The sequence below is a fragment of the Streptomyces nojiriensis genome (assembly GCF_017639205.1).
In the GTDB taxonomy this organism is placed as follows: Bacteria; Actinomycetota; Actinomycetes; order Streptomycetales; family Streptomycetaceae; genus Streptomyces; species Streptomyces nojiriensis.
In genome coordinates this window covers 8,830,428-8,847,440 of the sequence record NZ_CP071139.1, presented here as the reverse complement: position 1 = coordinate 8,847,440, position 17,013 = coordinate 8,830,428, and the positions used below count along the sequence as shown (strand labels likewise).

Sequence of the window (17,013 nt, the reverse complement as noted above, 5' to 3'; positions counted from 1 at the left end):
TCAGCCGGCCTTCACGTCGGTCCAGGCGGCGTCACGGGCCCGTTCGGTGCCGGCGTCGCCGTTGCGGAAGAAGAGGTCGGCCGCCAGGTCGTCGGCGGTCACCAGGCACTGGGGGAACGGCTCGACGAGCGCGGCGTAGGTGTCCTCGGTGCCGCGGACCGGCATCGGGTAGCCGATGTACTCGATGTTCTTCTTCACGTTCTCCGGGCGGAGCATGTAGTCGATGAAGAGCATCGCGGTGCCGGGGTGCTGCGCGTTGGCGGGTATCGCGTAGCAGTCGGAGTTGACGGGGGCGCCCTCGCGGGCGACCTCGAAGCCGAAGACGGCCGGATCCTCGGCCTGGGCGAGCATGGCGGCCATGTCTCCGCTCCACGCCTGGGTCATGTCGGCGTTGCCGTTGAGGAGGTTGTTGTAGCTGTCGCTGGAGAAGCCGCGCAGGCGGGGGCGGAGCGAGCGCAGGGTGTCGGTGACACGGTCGAGGTCGGCCTGGTCGCCGGTGGTGAGGTCGAGGCCGAGCTTGAGCGCACCCAGGCCGAGCACCTCGTCGCGGTCGTCGAGGACGAAGACCTTGCCCTTGGCCTGGTCGTTCCACAGGTCGTTCCAGGACCCGGTCAGATCGCCGAGCCGGTCCCGGCGCCAGCCGATGCCCGTCTTGTACATGGTGAACGGGACGGTGTGCGCGGAGTGCCGGTCGTACCAGGGGTCGGCGAAGTAGCCGTAGCCGCCGAACACGGCTTCGGCGCCCCGCAGCCGGGAGTGGTCGATCGTACGGAGCCGGCCGCCGGCGGCGAGGCGCTCGGCCCATTTCGCGGTGGGGAAGATGATGTCGTAGCGGTTGCCGGCGTTGAGCTTGGCGGCCATGCCCTCCATGGAGTCGTAGTTCGACTGGACGACCTTGACGCCGTACTCCTTCTGGAAGCCTTCGAAGACGGCGGGGTCGACGAAGTCCGCCCAGTTGAAGTAGACGAGGTCGCCGTCGATCTTGACGTCGATGGGCGCCTCCGCGGCCGCCCGGCCGGCCGGGTCGTCCGCGGTGGCGAAACCGCAGCCGGAGGCGGTGAGGGCGAGGGCGGCGGCGGTGCCGGCTCGGAGGAACGAGCGTCTGGTCGGGGGGAGTGCCTCGGGGGACATGGGGTCCTCTCCGTAGGGGCCGCAGGGGGACGGCGGGAACGAGCGGGTACGTGGGGGCTCGGTCGTGCGGCGGGCGCGTCACGGGGGCGGGGGCGCTGCCTCGCGGTCGTGCGGTGCTGCGGTCGTGCGGTCGTGCGGTGCTGCGGTGCTGCGGTGCTGCGGTCGTACGGTCGTACGGTGCTGCGGTCGTGCCGTGGTGGACGGGGGCGAGTGGGGCGGGTGGGGCGGGCCTCAGCCGCCCGGGTGGTCGAGGTCGGCCCGGATGCGGCCGGCGAACCAGCCGACCGCCGACTCCCGGCGGGACAGCGGTCCGGGCTCGAACCCGGGGGTGGAGAGCCCCTTCTGCACGCGGGCGACCAGCTCGGCGTCCTCGTCGTTGGTGATCCAGCCGATGTGGATGTTCAGGCGCCGGGCGAGGCGGGTGCGCAGGCCGGTGCCGCGGCGGGTGTAGAACGCGCCGGGTACGGCCACGCGGTCCACCGCCGTGGGGATCGCGGTCCAGGCCAGTACGTGGTCGGGGTAGAAGTCGATGAGGGTGTTCGGGTAGATGACCGCGTACCGCCAGATCCGGCGGTCGGCCTCGCCGAGGCCCGGCATCGGGGCGGCGATGCGCTGGTAGAGGCGCTCGGCCCAGTTCGAGGACGGCTTGTCGCGCAGCGGTGAGGCGAAGAGCGCGTAGGACTCCTCGATCTCGCAGGTGTAGCCCTGGTAGTCGAGCAGCCGCATCAGCCCGGGGTGGGCGACCGGGACGTGGTAGCCCTCCAGGTAGTTGTCGACGGCCACCTTCCAGTTGGCCTGCTGCACCTCGGCGGCGGCCAGGTCGTGGATGCGGGCGCGGCCGACGGGTACCAGGTCGGCTCCGGCGTAGTGGCCGACCGCCTCCGCGAGGCCCGCGCAGCTCTCGGCCAGCGGTACGGCGTCGGGGTCGAGGTTGACGAAGACGAAGCCGAGGAAGGACTCGACGCGGGCCGGGAAGAGGCCGAGCTTCGGTTTGTCCAGGCAGGGGATCTGGCGGGCCTCGGGAGCGCCGACCAGGCTCCCGTCGAGGCGGTACGTCCAGCCGTGGTACGGGCAGCGGATCGCCTTCCCGGCCGGTTCGGGGGTGGTGACCAGGCGTGTTCCGCGGTGGCGGCAGACGTTGAGGTGGGCGGCGAGGCCCCCGTCCTCGGTGCGGACCACCAGGACCTCGCGGTCGGCGACCGCGGCGGCGAGCCGAGCTCCCGCGTTCGGCAGGTCGGACTCGTGGCAGACGAGCTGCCACGACCGGCCGAAGACGTGCCGGGTCTCCGCGGCGGCGGTCTCGGGGTCGGTGTAGTAGCGGCCGGGGAGGGCCGGCCCGGGGACGTCGGTGGCGGCGGCCCCGCGGGCGGGGGGCCGAGAAGACGGCGGCTCGGGAGCGAGGGTCTCGGGGGCTAGGGCCTCGGGGGCGAGGGCCTCGCGGGCGGCGGCGTGGCCCGGCGGTCCGGCCCGGTCGGCGCGGACGGTGTGGCCCGTCGGGGTTTCGGGAGCTCTTGAGTGCATCGGTGACTCCTCCGTGCCGGTGTGCGGCGATCGGTGTCGGCGTTCGATGACGAGGCGGAACGAAGCGGAACGAGGCAAAGCCGGGCAGGGCGAAGCAAGGCGGGGCAAGGCGATCCAGCGGCGGACAGGCGGTCGGGGCGGAGAAGCCGGAACCAGGCTGACCGATTGGACAGCCAGATTGCTGGCTCATTTCCACCGGGTCAAGACTTGTTCACTGACCGATCGGTCAGCTAGCGTAATTCTTGCCTGACCGATCGGTCAGTAAACGTGCTTTCCTGTCGCCGCACCGGCCCTGCTCCGCATTCGCCCTGCTCACCAGGGCGGACGCAGCCGTGCGGCCCGCGCCCGGCCAGTCCGGGCCCGCACCCCCGATCCCCTCCGATCCCCCGCCAGCCCACGGCTCCCGCCGGGCGCCGGGCCGGCGGCGGTATCCCACCTCCCGGAGGCACGCATGAGCGGTCGTCGGCGTCTGGACTGGCTCGGGCTCACCCCCGAACCGGAGCGAGAACTCCCCACGGCGGTCGCCGCCCTGCGCGCCTCGTCACGCGGTGCGTCCGCGGGGCCACCGCCCGACGACCTGGCGGCCGAGGAGCGCCGCCGCGTGGAGCGCCTGATCCTGCGCGGCGGCCGGCACAGCTGGCTCCGCTACCTCGCCGAGGTCACCGACCTGGTGACCGGCGTGGCCGCCGGATCCCGGGCCGGCGACCGGGCCGCCGCCCTGCTCGCCGGCGAGGTCGTCCTCGAACACCACCGCATGCTCATCGGCCTCCCCGGACCGGGTTACGGCCGCACCGCCCAGGACCGCACCGCGCTGGAGCGCGCCGTACGGACCCTGCGCATCCCCACCACGACAGGAGCCGACCGATGACCACGATCCGACTCCCGACGGCGCAGGCGGCGGGCACCGTCCTCGGGGCGGCGCCGCAGGCCGCCGAGAGCGCCGACGCCTACCGCGCCACCGGCGGCTACGACGCGGCCACGGGCCCGGAGGAACTCCTCGCCCACCTCGACGCCTCCGGGCTGCTGGGTCGCGGCGGCGCGGGATTCCCGGCCGCGGTCAAACTGCGCTCCGTACGCGGCCGCGGCGGCTCCCCCGTCGTGGTGGCGAACGGCGAGGAGGGGGAACCGGGCTCGGCCAAGGACCGCTGGCTGCTGCGGGCCCGGCCGCACCTGGTCCTCGACGGCCTCGCCCGCGCCGCCGCGGTCACCGGCGCCGTACGCGGCTTCGTGTACCTCTCGGACCCGGCGGCGGGCGAGAGCGTACGCCGGGCCCTGGCCGAACACCCGCCGCCGCTGCCCGTCGAGGTCGTCGAGACCGGCCACGCCTACGTCGCCGGCGAGGAGACGGCCGTGGTCCGCCGGATCGACGGTGGCCCGGCGCTGCCCACCGCCAAGCCGCCGCGCCCCTTCGAGCGGGGAGTGGGCGGTGCGCCGACCCTGGTGTCCAACGTCGAGACGCTCGCCCGGATCGCCCTCACCGCCACCCGGCCCGTTATGCGGCGCGCCATCGCCCGCGGCACCCTGGTGACCCTGTCCGGCGGCGGCCCGGCCGCACCGGTGCTCACCGAGGTCCCCTACGGAATCCCGCTGCGCACGCTGGCCGCGCGGTACGGGATGCCGGACGCGGCCGGAGCCCTGATGGGCGGGCTGTTCGGCGGACTCGTCGAAGCCCGCGCCCTGGACCTCCCCCTGGAACCCGGCGCGCTCACCGCCGCCGGCACCGCCCTGGGGTGCGGAGCCATCCGCTTCCTCGCGCCCGGCGGCTGCCCCGTGACCACCGCCGCCGACGCGGCCGCCCACCTCGCGGCCGAGAGCGCCCGGCAGTGCGGGGTCTGCGTGTCCGGCACCGCCGCCGTCGGCAAGGCTCTGTCCGGCCTCGCCGCCGGAACCGCCCGCCCGGACACCGCGGACAGCCTGCTCCGCTGGTCGCGGGGCCTGGCCGGGCGCGGCGCCTGCGGACTCCTCGACGCCGCGGCGGGGATCGCGGGCAGCCTGCTCCGCGCCTTCCCCGGGCTCGTCCGCTCCCATCTCGCCGCGCCGTGCCCGGTGTGCGCGGACGCGACGCCCGAGGACGGCCACCGCCGTCTCACCGTGGCCGTGCCGGCGGTCTCCGCTCCGTTCGCCGCCCCGTTCGACGCACCGGTCACCGCCAGCTTCGACGCCCCTCTGCCCGCGCTGAAAGGAACGCCGTGAAACTCCTTCTGGACTCCACCCGCTGCCAGGGCTACGGCCTGTGCCAGGAACCCGCTCCCGAACTGGTCGAGCTCGACGAATGGGGCTACGCGAACGTCATCGCCGTCCTGGTCCCGGCCGGTACCGAGGACGCCGCCCGCGCCTGCGTCGAAAGCTGCCCCAACTCCGCGCTCCGTGTGGAGGGATGACATGGGACGCGACCTGACCGCCCTCTTCGACCCCCGATCGGTCGCCGTCGTCGGCGCCAGCGACGATCCCGCGAAGTACGGCCACGCGGTGGCCGCCCAGGCCCTGCGGGCCCCCGACCGGCGCCCCGTGCACCTGGTCAACCGGCGCGGCGGCACCGTACTCGGCCGCACCGCCGCCACCTCCCTGACCGCCGTCGGCGAACCGGTCGACCTGGTGGTGGTCTCCGTACCCGGCGCCGGCTTCGAGGCCGCCGTCGACGAGGCCCTGGCCTGCGGGGCGAAGGCGATCGTCGCCATCACGGCGGGCTTCGCCGAGGCCGGCCCCGCGGGCCTGGCCCGGCAGCGGTCGGTCGCCGCCCGGGTACGGGCCGCCGGAGCCGTCCTCGTCGGCCCCAACTGCCTGGGCATCGCCGACAACACCACCGAGCTGTACCTCGCCTCGGACCGTTTCGCCCCCGGCGGCGTCGCCCTGCTCAGCCAGAGCGGCAACCTCGCCCTCGAACTCCAGCTCCGCGGTGAGCCGCACGGCCTGGGCTTCTCCCGCTTCGTCTCCCTCGGCAACCAGGCCGACGTCACCCTCGTCGACCTCGTCGAGGACTGCGCCCGCCACGAGGCCACCTCGGCGATCGCCGTGTACGCGGAGGACTTCGGCGACGGCCGGGCCTTCGCGGCGGCCGCCGCCGCCGCGGGCAAGCCGGTGGTGCTGCTCACGGCAGGCCGGGGCTCCGCCTCCGCACGCAGTGCCCAGTCGCACACCGGGGCCCTCACCACCTCGGCCGACGTGGTGGCCGCCGCCTGCCGCGACGCGGGCGTCGCACTCGTCCGCACGCCGCGGGAGATGACGGTCGTGCTCGCCGCGCTGGCCGCCGGGGTGCGGACGCGCGGCCGGCGTACCGCCGTCTTCACCGACGGCGGCGGCCACGGCGCGGTCGCCGCCGACGCGGCCGAGGACGCCGGGCTCGCCGTACCCGAACTCGGCGGGCCGACGCAGGACGGGCTGCGGACGGTCCTGTGGGAGCAGTCCTCGGTCGGCAACCCCGTCGACCTGGCGGGGATGGGTGAACAGCGGCCCCTCTCCTACGCGGACACGGTCGGGGCGCTGCTCGCCGCAGACGAGGTCGACGCCGTGCTGATGACCGGGTACTTCGGCGGGTACGCCGCCTCCGAGGGCGGTCTGGGCGGCGGCCCGGCGGGCGGCTCCGTACTGGCGGAGGGCGAGGCCCGGGCCGCCAAGGAGATCGTCGCGCACCTCGCCGCCGCGCCGAAGCCGCTGGTCGTGCAGTCGATGTACCCGAGGTCGCCGAGCTGCCGGGTGCTGGCCGAGGCCGGGGTGCCGGTGTTCGCCGCCACCGAGGACGCCGCCCGCGCGCTGGCGGCGATGACCGGACGGGGGGCGGCGGACGCCGACGGCCCCGGCGTGCCCCCGCTGCCGCCCGCCGCCGCACCGCTCGCGGACCCGGGCTACCACGGGGTACGGGCGCTGCTCGACGCCGCCGGCGTGCCGTTCCCGGCGGCGCGCGAGATCACGGACGAGGCCGGACTGCTCGCCGCGGCCGCGGAGTTCGACGGCCCGTACGTGCTCAAGGCCCTGCACGTCCTGCACAAGTCCGACGCCGGCGGTGTGGTGCTGCGCCTGGCCGACCGGCAAGCGCTGCTCGCCGCGTACCGGGAGATGCACGCCCGGCTCGGCGCGCCCGCCTACTCGGTCGAGGCGATGGCCGACCTCACGGACGGCATCGAGCTGATCGTGGGCGTGAACCAGGACCCGCGGTTCGGGCCGGTCGCCCTGGTCGGGCTCGGCGGCGTGCTCACCGAGTCGCTCCGCGACGTCGCCTTCGCGCTCGCTCCCGTACCGGCCCGGCGGGCCGAGGCCCTGCTGCGCGGTCTGCGCAGCGCGGCGCTCCTGGACGGCGTACGCGGCCGGCCGGCCGTCGACGTGGCCGCGGCGGCGGCCGTCATCGAGCGCATCACCGCCGTCGCCGCGGCGCACCCGGAGATCGCCGAGCTGGAGGTCAACCCCCTGCTGGTGCGCCCGGACGGCGCGCTCGCCCTGGACGCGCGGGCCGTCCTGCGCTGACCGCTCCACCCCCACCCCCACCCCCTGTGCTCTGGAGGACTGACGCCCCATGGACTTCCGCTACACGCCCGAGCAGGCCGACCTCAAGGCCCGCGCCGCCGCCTACGCGCGGCTGCTGATGACCTACGAGGACCGGTCCGAGGAGGCCGGCGGCCCGCTGCCCGCCGACACGGTCCGCGAGCTGACCCGCGCCGCGGTCGACGCCGGTGTCTACGCGATCAACATGCCCGCCGAGTGGGGCGGCGCCGGGCTGTCCCTGCTGGACCAGGTCATCGTCGAGGAGGAGTTCGGAAAGGTGACCAACTGCCTGTGGGACATCCCCTGGCGGCCCGCGAACGTCCTCGCGTACGGGACGCAGGCGCAGCGGGAGAAGTACCTGCTGCCCGTCATCCGGGGCGAGCGGTTCGACGCGTTCGCGGTGACCGAGCCGGGTGCGGGCTCGGATCCCGGCTCGGGCACGAGCACCGCGACCCGTACCGACGGCGGCTGGCTGCTGAACGGCGAGAAGTGGTTCGTGACCTGCGGGGACATCGCGGACTTCCTGCTGGTGCAGGCGGATGCGGGGCCCGAGCGGGCGGCGACCCTGTTCTTCGTGGACAAGCAGGCGCCCGGGGTCGAGATGACCCGGGTCCCCCGTTTCATGCACTCCGCGGTGAACGGGCACCCCGAGTTCACCTTCACCGACGTGTTCGTACCCGACGAGGACGTGCTGGGCGGCGTCGGCAACGGCTACGAGCTGACCAAGGAGTGGTTCACCGACGAGCGGCTGATGATCGCGGCCCGGACCGTCGGCGCCGCCGAGCGGGCGCTGGAGCTCGCCCGGGACTGGGCGGTGGAGCGGCGCCAGTTCGGCTCGCCCATCGCCGACTTCCAGCTGATCCAGGGGATGCTCGCCGACTGCGCCGTCGACATCGCCGTCAACCGCGCCTACACCCATCAGGTGGCCTGGGAGGCGGACCGGCCGGAGACCGACCGCAAGACACTGCACGCGAAGGCCTCGACGGCGAAGCTCGCGGCGAGCGAGGCGGCGGGGCGGGTCATCGACCGGTGCGTGCAGATCTTCGGCGGGCGCGGTTACGACCGTACGTACCCGGTCGAGCGCATGTACCGCGAACTGCGGGTCGACCGGATCTGGGAGGGCACCTCCGAGATCCAGCGCCTGATCATCGCCAACGAGCTGATCAAGCGCGGCACCCGGGCCCTCGCCCTTCCCGTCGCCACTCCCCCCGCTCGTCCCGCCGCGCTTCCCGCCTCCTGACGACCGCTCCCCCACCACGACCCAGAGGACAACCAGACATGGACTTCCGCCTCACCGCCCGTCAGGAAGAGCTCCGGAGCGCGGCGCGCGCGCTCACCGACTTCATCGCGAAGTACGAGCTCGACTGCGAGGAGAACAACGGGCTGCCGCCGCAGGCCCACACCGAGATCCGCGACGCCGTCCTCGACAGCGGGCTGCAGGCCGTCAACATGCCCGAGGAGTGGGGCGGCGCGGGCCTCACCATCCTGGAGCAGGTCACGGTCCAGGCGGAGCTCGGCCGGCTCACCGGAGCCCTGTGGGACATGGTGTGGCGTCCGGCCAACGCCCTGTCCTTCTGCACGCCCGAGCAGCGCGAGCGCTACCTCGTGCCGGTGATCCGCGGGCAGCGCCGGGACTGCTACGCGGTGACCGAGCCCGAGGCCGGCTCCGACCCGCAGAACCTGCGGACCACGGCGACGCGGACCGCCGGCGGCTGGGTGCTGAACGGCGAGAAGTGGTTCGTGACCGTCGGCGACCACGCCGACTTCATGATCGTGCTGTCCGCGGCCGGGGAGGAACGCGCACCGACCCTCTTCCTCGTCGACAAGGACACGACGGGCATCGAGATGACCCGGGTGCCGCGCTGGATGCACACCTTCGTCTACGAGCACCCCGAGTTCACCTTCACCGAGGTGTTCGTCCCCGACGACGCGGTGCTCGGCGAGGTGGGCCAGGGCTACGACATCACGCGCTCGTGGTTCACCGAGGAGCGGCTGATGATCGCCGCCCGGACGATCGGGGCGGCGGAGCGGGCGCTGGAGCTCGCCCGGGACTGGGCGGTGGAGCGGCGCCAGTTCGGTTCGCGCATCGCCGACTTCCAGCTGATCCAGGGGATGCTCGCCGACTGCGCCGTCGACATCGCCGTCAACCGCGCCTACACCCATCAGGTGGCCTGGGAGGTCGACGAGGGCGTCCTCGACCGCAAGACGCTGCACGCGAAGGCCGCCATCGCCAAGCTGGCGGCGAGCGAGGCGTCGGGCCGCGTCGTCGACCGGTGCCTGCAGATCTTCGGCGGGCGCGGATACGACCGCTCGTACCCGGTCGAGCGGCTCTACCGCGAGCTGCGCGTCGACCGGATCTGGGAGGGCACCTCCGAGATCCAGCGCCTGATCGTGGCGGGTGAACTGGTCAAGCGCGGTACGGGCGTTCTGCGGATGCCGTCCGCGCGGTGACGGGCGGGAACTGATGGGGCGAGGCGGCCCGGGCCGGTGGTCCGGGCCGCCCCGTCCCATGGACAGCAGGAGCAGCGGGAGCAGCAGGAGCAGTACAGGCACCAGAGGAGGGAGGACCGATCGATGACCGATGTCGAACGGGTCGGGATCGTGGGCTGCGGACTGATGGGATCCGGTATCGCCGAGGTCTGCGCCCGGGCCGGACGGGACGTCGTGGTGGTGGAGACGACCCGTACGGCCGCGGCCGCCGGCCTGGAGCGGATCACCCGTTCCCTGGCACGCGCCGCGGCGTCCGGCAAGCTGACGGCCGCCGAACGGGACGCCGCCGTCGGCCGGATCGCGGTGACCACCGACGTGGCGCGGCTGGCGGACCGGGACCTCGTCGTCGAGGCGGTGGCGGAGGACGAGCGGGCGAAGCTGGAGGTCTTCGCCCTGCTCGACCGGGTGGTGGAGCGCCGGGACGCGGTCCTCGCGACGAACACCTCCTCCATCCCCGTCATCAGGCTGGCCGCGGCCGTATCGCGGCCGGAGCAGGTCGTCGGCCTGCACTTCTTCAACCCGGTACCGGTACTCGCGCTGGTCGAGCTGGTGCCGTCCCTGCTCACCGGCGACGAGACCGTCCGGCGGGCGCACGCGTTCGCCTCCGAGGTGCTCGGCAAGGAGGTCGTACGCGCCCGGGACCGGGCGGGGTTCGTCGTGAACGCGCTCCTCGTGCCGTACCTGCTGGCCGCCGTGCGGATGGCCGAGCACGGCGCCGCGTCGGCCGAGGACATCGACCGCGGCATGACCCTGGGCTGTGCGCACCCGCTGGGACCGCTCGCCCTGGCCGACCTGATCGGCCTGGACACGGTGCAGGCCATCGCGCGGTCGATGTACGCGGAGTACCGGGAGCCGCTGTACGCCCCGCCGCCGCTGCTGGCCCGGATGGTCGACGCGGGCCGGCTGGGCCGCAAGACGGGCAGGGGCTTCCACACCTACGGCGACCGCGGGGGCGGCCCGATGCGCGAGGATGGTGGTGTGGTGGCCACGGCAACCGGGCCCACCCGCCCGGTACACGGGCGCCGACACGGGGAGCAGCCAACGTGACCAAGGCCGAGCGCGCACTCGAGACGCGCGAGCGAATCCTGACGGCCGCGTGCGAAGTCATCGCCGACATCGGCTTCGAGAACGTCAGCATGCGCAAGGTCGCCGAGCACGCCGGGGTGTCGAAGGCCCTGCTGCACTACCACTTCGACACGCGGGAGAAGCTCTTCGCCGAGGCGATGACGCATTCCTTCGCCCAGACCGGGACGGACACCGAGGGCGTCCCCGACTCGGTGCCCTCCTCGGTGGTCCTGGCCCGCATCCTGCGGAGCATGCTGCCCACCGACTCGGAACTGCGCCAGGACTGGAAGCTGTGGCAGGAGTTGTGGGTGCGGGCCCAGCGGGACACGGCGGCCCGGCACCTGGCCGTCGACCTGTACGACCAACTGCACGCGTGGGTGGGCGGGGCCGTGGAACGGGGCATCCGCTCCGGGGAGTTCGCCGACTGCGACGTCACCGCGCTCGGGACCCTGGTCCTGGCCCTGTGCGACGGCCTCGGTATCCGGCTGATGCTGGACGATCCCCGGGTGGACCTCGCGGCGGCCCGGTCGACGATCTGGCGGGCCATCGCCCCCACGCTGGGCATCGCTCCCGAGTTCCCGGACGTGTGACCGGGCCGGCCGGTCCGGGTCAGCGCGGACCGTGCACGGTCTGGACGCGGCCGGTCGGGTCGACGGTGAGGGCGACGCGCTCCGTCCTGTTCCCGAGGGCCAGCACGATCCACACGACGCCCCAGAGCAGGCAGGTGAAGATGGTCAGGATCGCGTGCAGGAGGTGGTTGACGTTCCCGCCGCGCACCAGCACCGCCTGGGTCGGGGAGCGCGATTCGACGCGCCAGCCGAGGGCGACGTACTGGTTCACCGTCCAGTCGAGGACCGCGGTGCGCCGTGCGTCGTCGAGCGGCTCGCCCGGGGGCACGTTGAACAGTTCCGGGGGCGGGTCCGGGAGCGGCGCCCAGCCCTTCGGTTCGTCGGACTTGGCCATGGGTTCTGCCTCCCCACGCGTCGGGGCCGCCGGAGGGCGGCACCGGGGGCGGGACGGTTCCGGTGCGGGTCCCGCTTAACCCAGGGTGCGCCGGACGGGCGTGCCCGGCATTCCGAGCCCGCCGGACCAGGCCGTTTCGCGGATGTACGTTCGAGTTCGATCCTGGCCGTCCGGGCATTGTCAGTGGCTCGGTCTACAGTCGGAGCATTCCCATCCAAGGGTTGAGGCGGGCTGCCTCGCTGCACGATCCCGCCCCACCGGACCCCCTCGGGGGACAGCGACCGGTGGGGTGGCGCGCGGCCCTGCCGGGGCCCGCCGGTGGCCTGCCGGGGGTTCAGTCCCAGAACTCGCCGTCGTGCGGCAGGGCGGCGAAGTGTTCCGGGTCGTGGGAGAGGAACACCCGGATGCCGGACCGGGACAGCACGCGCAGGCGCCCGTAGGTCAGCATCTTCTCCTGGGTGTTCCAATCGCTGAGCATCGGCACGTTGTGTTCCAGTCCCTGCTGGAGGTGCGCGGCGTCGCCCATGAGCGCGATCCGCCCGTGGTGGTCGAGATCGAGGATGACTCCCTGGTGGCCGGGGGTGTGGCCGGCGGTGCGCACGAGGGTGAGCGTGCCGTCCCGGAACAGGTCGGTGTCACCGCTCAGTTCGAGGAAGTCGTAGTTCCGGCCGCCCGCGTAGTCCGCGAACGCGTAACCCCGGGCCGTCCAGCGGTCCGGCCACCAGGCGTGGCGCAGTTCGTCGTGCTGGGCCACGTGCACCGCGTGCGGGAAGTAGGTCATCCCGCCGGCGTGGTCGAGGTGCAGGTGGGAGTAGAGGACGTACCTGACGTCGGCGAGCCGGTAGCCGAGGCGCTCCAGCTGCGCGTCGACGGCGTGCTCCCTGGTGAACCCCTCGGCGCCGTACGCCGCCCGCAGGCCCGGACCCCAGTGGGCCTCGGCCGCGTCCGGGTCCGCGACGCGGTGGTTGACGCCCGTGTCGAAGAGGATCGGCCCGTGGGTGGCGTGCTCGATGACGGCGACCGTCGAGGGCACGGTGACCGTGCCGCTCGCCCCGTACAGGAGGTCGCCCTTCGGCAGGGTGAAGGGTCCCGCGTCCAGTGTCGTCAGGCGCAGTCTCGGGGTCACCACGGGGACCTCCCTCCCCACGTGCCGTCGGGCGGATTCCTCCTGTCCAGGCTAGCTCCGGTGCGGCGGGACCACGCGGCGGAGGGCCTGTGCGAGGGCGGGCGGCGAGTCCACCGAGACGTACACGGTCGACGCCGCCACCGGCCCGGCCGGGCCCAGGTCCAGGAGTACGGGCGGGTCCAGGTGCACGGCCACGTTCAGTGCGCTCTCCACCGAGCAGGCCACCGCGTCCGGTTCGCCGGGCACCGGCCTCGGGCCGCGGCCGGGAACGGTGCGTACCACCGGGGAGGTGGAGCGGACCGCCGGGCGGGGCAGGGTCACGTCGCCGAGGAAGCCGGTCCGCAGGACCACCCGCTCCTCGTCCACCTCGTGCGGGTGCCGGACCAGCGCCGCCACCAGGCCCAGGCCGCCGAGCACCAGCAGCACCTCCAGTAACGCGTGCACCGGCCGGACCGCGGGCGGCAGCATCGAGGAGGCCAGGAAGGCCGCGACGATCTCCGTCGCCACCAGGACCAGCACCACCTGCCGCGGCCCGGCCGAGTGCCGCTGCCCCGGTGCCGGCGGACGCCGCAGCACCACCGCCGTCAGCGACCGGGCCCATATCCGCAAGATCCCGGCCCTGCTCGGCCGCGGTGTCACGGCCCCCGTCATCGGTCCGGTCGTCGGTCCGGTCGTCGGTCCGGTCGTAGGTCCCGGCACCGTCATCGCCGCCCCCTGCCCCTCGTCGCTCGGCTTCTTTCCCTCCCCCAGGCTCACGCGTGTACCGCGGGAGGGACAGTGACGAATGTCAGGGGTGCGCGGACGGTACCGCCCCCGGGTCCCCCGGGGCCGGGGAATCGGCGAATCAGGGGCGGCGCCCCGCACCGGTCGGCAGGATGGGGCCATGGACCGTGGGGACATGAGGCCGCGCGGGTCGCGGCCGGTGGTGGTGCGGGTGCCGGTGGAACCGGTGGAAGCCGCAGTGGAAGCCGACGCGCTCGACGCCGTGGCACGGGCGGGCGATGTGGTGGTGCGCGGCCCGCTGTTCGGGGTGGCGGCGCAGTCCGCCGGGGACGGGCCGCGGTGGCGGGTGGTGCTCGAAGTGACGGCCGGCTGCCCGCAGCAGGCGCGCGACGGGCTGAACTCGCGGCTGTGGTTCCACGCGAAGGACGAGGCGCGGGACCGGGCGGAGCGGCGCGAGCTGCTGGCTGCGGTCGCCCGGCTGGAGAGCGAGCGCGTCGACGAACTCGTCGTGTCCGGGACCCGGTACCGGGTGGTGCGGGCCGAGGAGTACGCGGCCTCGGGTCCGGGCGGTATGGAGGCGCCGCGCCCGACGGATCCGGAGCCTCTCGTCCCCGTCTGGGACCGGGCCGTCCGGGAACCGGAGATCGATGACGGTCTGGTCGTGGATCCGGACGCTCCGGTCACCCCGACCCAGGCGTTCGAGCAGCTGGCGCTGCGCGGCCTGTGCTACACGGGCGGGCGGTTCCCCGAGGAGGTGCGCGCCGACTCGCAGCGGGCCCTGGACACCCACCCGGACGTTCTGCTGATGCCGCCGACCTTCAGCGTCGTGGAGCGGACCGCGAACGGCTGGCGGCCGGTCAGCGGCCCGCATCCGACCCCGCACGCCGCCCGCAAGTCGCTGGACTTCGCCCTGACGTGGATGTGGCCGCGGATGCGCGGTCACATCCCCGAGGACGCCGACCCGCGCACGGACGCCCGTACGTGGACGGCCGCGGGCGGCGGGGAGAACGCCGACCTGCGGGCCGCGAAGCTGGCGGCGTACGCCGGGGCCGCCGACACGCTCCGGGCCGGACGCGTCGACCGGCTGGAGTTCCAGGGCACCCTGTACCAGATCGTCCGTACCCGCCGCCTGCTGCGCTGGGGGCCCGACGGGCCGGAGGGCCCGCGGCCGTCCGACGTCAACAGCCAGGACCCCGCGCGCATCCACCTGACGCTCGACGAGGACGGCCGCGTCCTCCCCGACGACTGACCCGCGACACGGGTCCGCCCTTCCCGCAGAAGTCGGCGCCCGCCGGGCGTTGCGACGTGCGCCACCGGACCTCCATGGGAAACGGTGGACCCGCCCCGCCGTACGACCCGCCGATCCCCCGAAGGAGACACCCCGTGAACTGGACGCTCGAAGTCGTCCCCGTCCCTGTCACCGACATGGATCGCGCGAAGAGTTTCTACGCCGACCAGGTCGGCTTCGGCGTCGACCTCGACGACGAGGTCTCCCCCGGCGTACGCATCATCCAGATGACCCCGCCCGGTTCCCGGTGTTCCATCGCCATGCTCCAGGGGATGCCCGGGGCGCCCGGCGGCCGGGCCATGGCGCCCGGCACCCTGCACGGCCTCCAGCTGTGCGTCACCGACATCGAAGCGGCCCGCGAGGAACTGGTGGCCCGGGGTGTGGACGTGTCGCCGGTCCGGAGCCTCGGCGCGTCGGGCTGGCAGGAGGGCAAGGGCGGCACCTGGAACTCCTTCCTGACCTTCGACGACCCCGACGGCAACAGCTGGGTCGTCCAGGAGGCCCCGTCGGAGCTGTCCGAGCGCTGACCGGGCCGGCCCCGGCTCCGCCGCCGCGGCGGCAGATGTACCAAGCCCGCCCCCTGCGGGAGGAATCCCGGCGCGTACAGCCCGGCCGTTCGCACAGCGGACCAGTACATTCCCCATTTCAGTCGGTTCGTTCTATCCGGGGATGTGCCTTGCGTCGTACCGCTGTCGCCCTGACCCTGCTGGCCGCCCTCTCCTGCGGTTCCTTCGCGGGCTCCCAGGCCGTCTCGGCCGCGAGCGCGTCGGCAGGCGGTGGCGGTGGCGGTGGCGGTGGCGGTGGCGGCCGGGGTACCAACATCCTGGTCGTCGGCATCGACAGCCGCGCCGGACTCTCCGCGGCCGAGAAGCGGCGGCTCCACGTGGGCGGCAAGGGGTGCAACTGCACCGACGTGATGATGCTCGTCCACCTGTCGCAGAACCGGCGGCGCGCGAGCATCGTCTCCATCCCGCGCGACTCCTACGTCGAGTACGCGGCCACCCCCGCCACGGCCGCCGCGCCGGCCCGCAGGGGCAAGATCAACGGTGCGTTCGCGCTCGGCGGCGGCCCGCTCACCGTGGCCACCGTCGAGAAGGCCACCGGTCTCCACATCGACCACTACCTGGAGACCGGTTTCACGGGCTTCGAGCAGACGGTCGACAACCTCGGCGGCGCCACCGTCTGCACGGACAGGCCGCTCAAGGACGAGAACTCCGGGCTCGACATCGGCGCCGGCCGCCACCTCGCCGACGGGAACCGCACCCTGCGCTACGTCCGGGCCCGGCACGTCAACCTCCGGCCCGGCGATCTCGGCCGGGTCCGCCGGCAGCAGCGTGTGGTCAACGACCTGCTGGCCCGGCTCGCCGCGGAGGGGGCCCTGGCCGGCCCCATCAGCACGGCGCGGACCGTGCGCACCCTGCTGAAGACCGTACGCACCGACGACCGGACGGGCCTGGACGACCTGGTGCGCATCGGCTGGGCGCTCGGTCGCCTCCGGGCGGACCGGACGGAGTTCGCGACCGTCCCCATCCGGCTCTTCGACCACCGCGTCCCCGGAGTGGGTTCCACCCTGGTGTGGGACGAGGCCCGTTCCGCGGCGCTCTGGGCCGCGCTCGGCGCGGACCGCCCGATCACGGGCGACACCCGGATCCAGCCCGTCGCACAGAACCCGGCCCCGGCCGATCCGGCCCGGATCGCCGTCCGGGTGGACGATGCCGAGGTCGCCGCCGCCCTGCGCGGCAACGGGTTCGTCGTCACCGACACCTCGGCGACCGCACCGGCGGTACGCCCGTCCGGGCCGCCGGTCATCCGGTACGCCACCGGCCAGGAGGACGACGCGGCGACCGTGGCGGCCGCCCTGCCCGGCTCCCGCCCGCAGGTGGACCCGGAGCTCGACGCGGTCGTCGAGGTCACCGTCGGTACACGGCCCGTCCGGGTCAGGAGCGTCACCTTCGACCGCAACGTGGCCGACGGCGCCCCCGTGACCGCCGACCGCCTGCGCTGCGCAGAGGCCCCGGCGGCGGCGGGGGCCGCCCGGCCGGGGAGCGCCGCGGAGCCATCCGGGCGACGATGAGAGATGTGGACCACGCACAGTCTCATGCCGCAGCGGGTGGGTGGCCGCAGGGGCGGACCGTGGCGCGGCCGCGGCGCCGGGCCGGCCGTGGCGCACGCCGCCCCGGCGGGGCCGCCGCGGCGCGAGGCCCGGGCCGCCCCGGAGGAGCGGGTGCAG

At 74.2% G+C, this 17,013-nt stretch carries 16 protein-coding genes; 11 read left to right on the top strand and 5 right to left on the bottom strand.

From position 1 onward, the window contains the following. Both JYK04_RS40000 and JYK04_RS39995 read right to left on the bottom strand, forming a co-directional pair. Nucleotides 1-1,131 (bottom strand): polyamine ABC transporter substrate-binding protein, encoded by a 1,131-nt coding sequence (locus JYK04_RS40000; protein ID WP_189744987.1) that lies wholly within the window; start codon nucleotides 1,129-1,131, stop codon nucleotides 1-3. Nucleotides 1,132-1,362: 231 nt separating this feature from the next. After that, the gene (locus JYK04_RS39995) at nucleotides 1,363-2,652 is read right to left on the bottom strand and encodes an aromatic ring-hydroxylating oxygenase subunit alpha (RefSeq protein WP_189744985.1); all 1,290 of its coding nucleotides are present in this window, start codon (nucleotides 2,650-2,652) and stop codon (nucleotides 1,363-1,365) included. Nucleotides 2,653-3,103: 451 nt separating this feature from the next. On the opposite strand from JYK04_RS39995, the gene JYK04_RS39990 reads away from it, so the two are divergent. From JYK04_RS39990 to JYK04_RS39955, 8 genes are all read left to right on the top strand, one after another. Beyond that, nucleotides 3,104-3,520, top strand: coding sequence for a hypothetical protein (locus tag JYK04_RS39990; protein WP_189744983.1), 417 nt, complete (start codon nucleotides 3,104-3,106; stop codon nucleotides 3,518-3,520). After that, complete coding sequence (locus JYK04_RS39985) at nucleotides 3,517-4,845, top strand: NADH-ubiquinone oxidoreductase-F iron-sulfur binding region domain-containing protein (protein WP_189744982.1); 1,329 nt, start codon at nucleotides 3,517-3,519, stop codon at nucleotides 4,843-4,845. Before JYK04_RS39990 ends, JYK04_RS39985 begins: the two co-directional genes overlap by 4 nt. Further along, on the top strand, nucleotides 4,842-5,033 hold the full coding sequence (locus JYK04_RS39980; protein ID WP_189744980.1) for a ferredoxin: 192 nt from the start codon (nucleotides 4,842-4,844) through the stop codon (nucleotides 5,031-5,033). Before JYK04_RS39985 ends, JYK04_RS39980 begins: the two co-directional genes overlap by 4 nt. Before the next feature lies 1 nt (nucleotide 5,034). After that, entirely contained in the window at nucleotides 5,035-7,110 is a 2,076-nt protein-coding gene (locus JYK04_RS39975) for an acetate--CoA ligase family protein (protein WP_189744978.1), read from the top strand. 49 nt (nucleotides 7,111-7,159) lie between these two features. Then, nucleotides 7,160-8,368, top strand: a complete 1,209-nt coding sequence (locus JYK04_RS39970; protein WP_189744976.1) for an acyl-CoA dehydrogenase family protein — start codon at nucleotides 7,160-7,162, stop codon at nucleotides 8,366-8,368. 38 nt (nucleotides 8,369-8,406) lie between these two features. Further along, complete coding sequence (locus JYK04_RS39965; protein WP_189744974.1) at nucleotides 8,407-9,579, top strand: acyl-CoA dehydrogenase family protein; 1,173 nt, start codon at nucleotides 8,407-8,409, stop codon at nucleotides 9,577-9,579. Nucleotides 9,580-9,702: 123 nt separating this feature from the next. Continuing rightward, nucleotides 9,703-10,665 carry a 3-hydroxybutyryl-CoA dehydrogenase gene (locus tag JYK04_RS39960; RefSeq protein WP_189744972.1) on the top strand — a complete coding sequence of 321 codons (963 nt, stop codon included), beginning with the start codon at nucleotides 9,703-9,705 and terminating at the stop codon, nucleotides 10,663-10,665. Next, on the top strand, nucleotides 10,662-11,273 hold the full coding sequence (locus JYK04_RS39955; protein WP_189744970.1) for a TetR/AcrR family transcriptional regulator: 612 nt from the start codon (nucleotides 10,662-10,664) through the stop codon (nucleotides 11,271-11,273). Before JYK04_RS39960 ends, JYK04_RS39955 begins: the two co-directional genes overlap by 4 nt. A 19-nt stretch (nucleotides 11,274-11,292) precedes the next feature. Here the strand turns inward: JYK04_RS39955 and JYK04_RS39950 are convergent, their stop codons facing one another. The 3 genes from JYK04_RS39950 to JYK04_RS39940 all read right to left on the bottom strand — a co-directional run bounded on the left by JYK04_RS39950 (nucleotide 11,293) and on the right by JYK04_RS39940 (nucleotide 13,423). Beyond that, complete coding sequence (locus JYK04_RS39950; RefSeq protein ID WP_189744968.1) at nucleotides 11,293-11,646, bottom strand: hypothetical protein; 354 nt, start codon at nucleotides 11,644-11,646, stop codon at nucleotides 11,293-11,295. A 334-nt stretch (nucleotides 11,647-11,980) separates the two neighbouring features. Then, nucleotides 11,981-12,775 carry an N-acyl homoserine lactonase family protein gene (locus JYK04_RS39945; RefSeq protein WP_189744966.1) on the bottom strand — a complete coding sequence of 265 codons (795 nt, stop codon included), beginning with the start codon at nucleotides 12,773-12,775 and terminating at the stop codon, nucleotides 11,981-11,983. 48 nt (nucleotides 12,776-12,823) lie between these two features. After that, on the bottom strand, nucleotides 12,824-13,423 hold the full coding sequence (locus JYK04_RS39940; RefSeq protein ID WP_208809283.1) for a hypothetical protein: 600 nt from the start codon (nucleotides 13,421-13,423) through the stop codon (nucleotides 12,824-12,826). A 247-nt stretch (nucleotides 13,424-13,670) separates the two neighbouring features. On the opposite strand from JYK04_RS39940, the gene JYK04_RS39935 reads away from it, so the two are divergent. The 3 genes from JYK04_RS39935 to JYK04_RS39925 all read left to right on the top strand — a co-directional run bounded on the left by JYK04_RS39935 (nucleotide 13,671) and on the right by JYK04_RS39925 (nucleotide 16,857). After that, nucleotides 13,671-14,744, top strand: a complete 1,074-nt coding sequence (locus JYK04_RS39935) for a DUF5954 family protein (RefSeq protein WP_189744962.1) — start codon at nucleotides 13,671-13,673, stop codon at nucleotides 14,742-14,744. 134 nt (nucleotides 14,745-14,878) lie between these two features. Beyond that, a complete protein-coding gene (locus tag JYK04_RS39930; protein WP_189744960.1) occupies nucleotides 14,879-15,310 on the top strand; it encodes a VOC family protein in 432 nt (143 codons plus the stop codon). Nucleotides 15,311-15,459: 149 nt separating this feature from the next. Then, nucleotides 15,460-16,857, top strand: a complete 1,398-nt coding sequence (locus JYK04_RS39925) for an LCP family protein (protein ID WP_229876695.1) — start codon at nucleotides 15,460-15,462, stop codon at nucleotides 16,855-16,857. Nucleotides 16,858-17,013 lie beyond the last annotated feature (156 nt).

Coding starts and splice junctions, on each gene's coding strand:
- JYK04_RS40000 (WP_189744987.1), bottom strand. CDS start 1,131: ATGTCCCCCGAGGCACTCCCCCCGACCAGACGCTCGTTCCTCCGAGCC.
- JYK04_RS39995 (WP_189744985.1), bottom strand. CDS start 2,652: ATGCACTCAAGAGCTCCCGAAACCCCGACGGGCCACACCGTCCGCGCC.
- JYK04_RS39990 (WP_189744983.1), top strand. CDS start 3,104: ATGAGCGGTCGTCGGCGTCTGGACTGGCTCGGGCTCACCCCCGAACCG.
- JYK04_RS39985 (WP_189744982.1), top strand. CDS start 3,517: ATGACCACGATCCGACTCCCGACGGCGCAGGCGGCGGGCACCGTCCTC.
- JYK04_RS39975 (WP_189744978.1), top strand. CDS start 5,035: ATGGGACGCGACCTGACCGCCCTCTTCGACCCCCGATCGGTCGCCGTC.
- JYK04_RS39970 (WP_189744976.1), top strand. CDS start 7,160: ATGGACTTCCGCTACACGCCCGAGCAGGCCGACCTCAAGGCCCGCGCC.
- JYK04_RS39965 (WP_189744974.1), top strand. CDS start 8,407: ATGGACTTCCGCCTCACCGCCCGTCAGGAAGAGCTCCGGAGCGCGGCG.
- JYK04_RS39960 (WP_189744972.1), top strand. CDS start 9,703: ATGACCGATGTCGAACGGGTCGGGATCGTGGGCTGCGGACTGATGGGA.
- JYK04_RS39950 (WP_189744968.1), bottom strand. CDS start 11,646: ATGGCCAAGTCCGACGAACCGAAGGGCTGGGCGCCGCTCCCGGACCCG.
- JYK04_RS39940 (WP_208809283.1), bottom strand. CDS start 13,423: ATGACGGGGGCCGTGACACCGCGGCCGAGCAGGGCCGGGATCTTGCGG.
- JYK04_RS39935 (WP_189744962.1), top strand. CDS start 13,671: ATGAGGCCGCGCGGGTCGCGGCCGGTGGTGGTGCGGGTGCCGGTGGAA.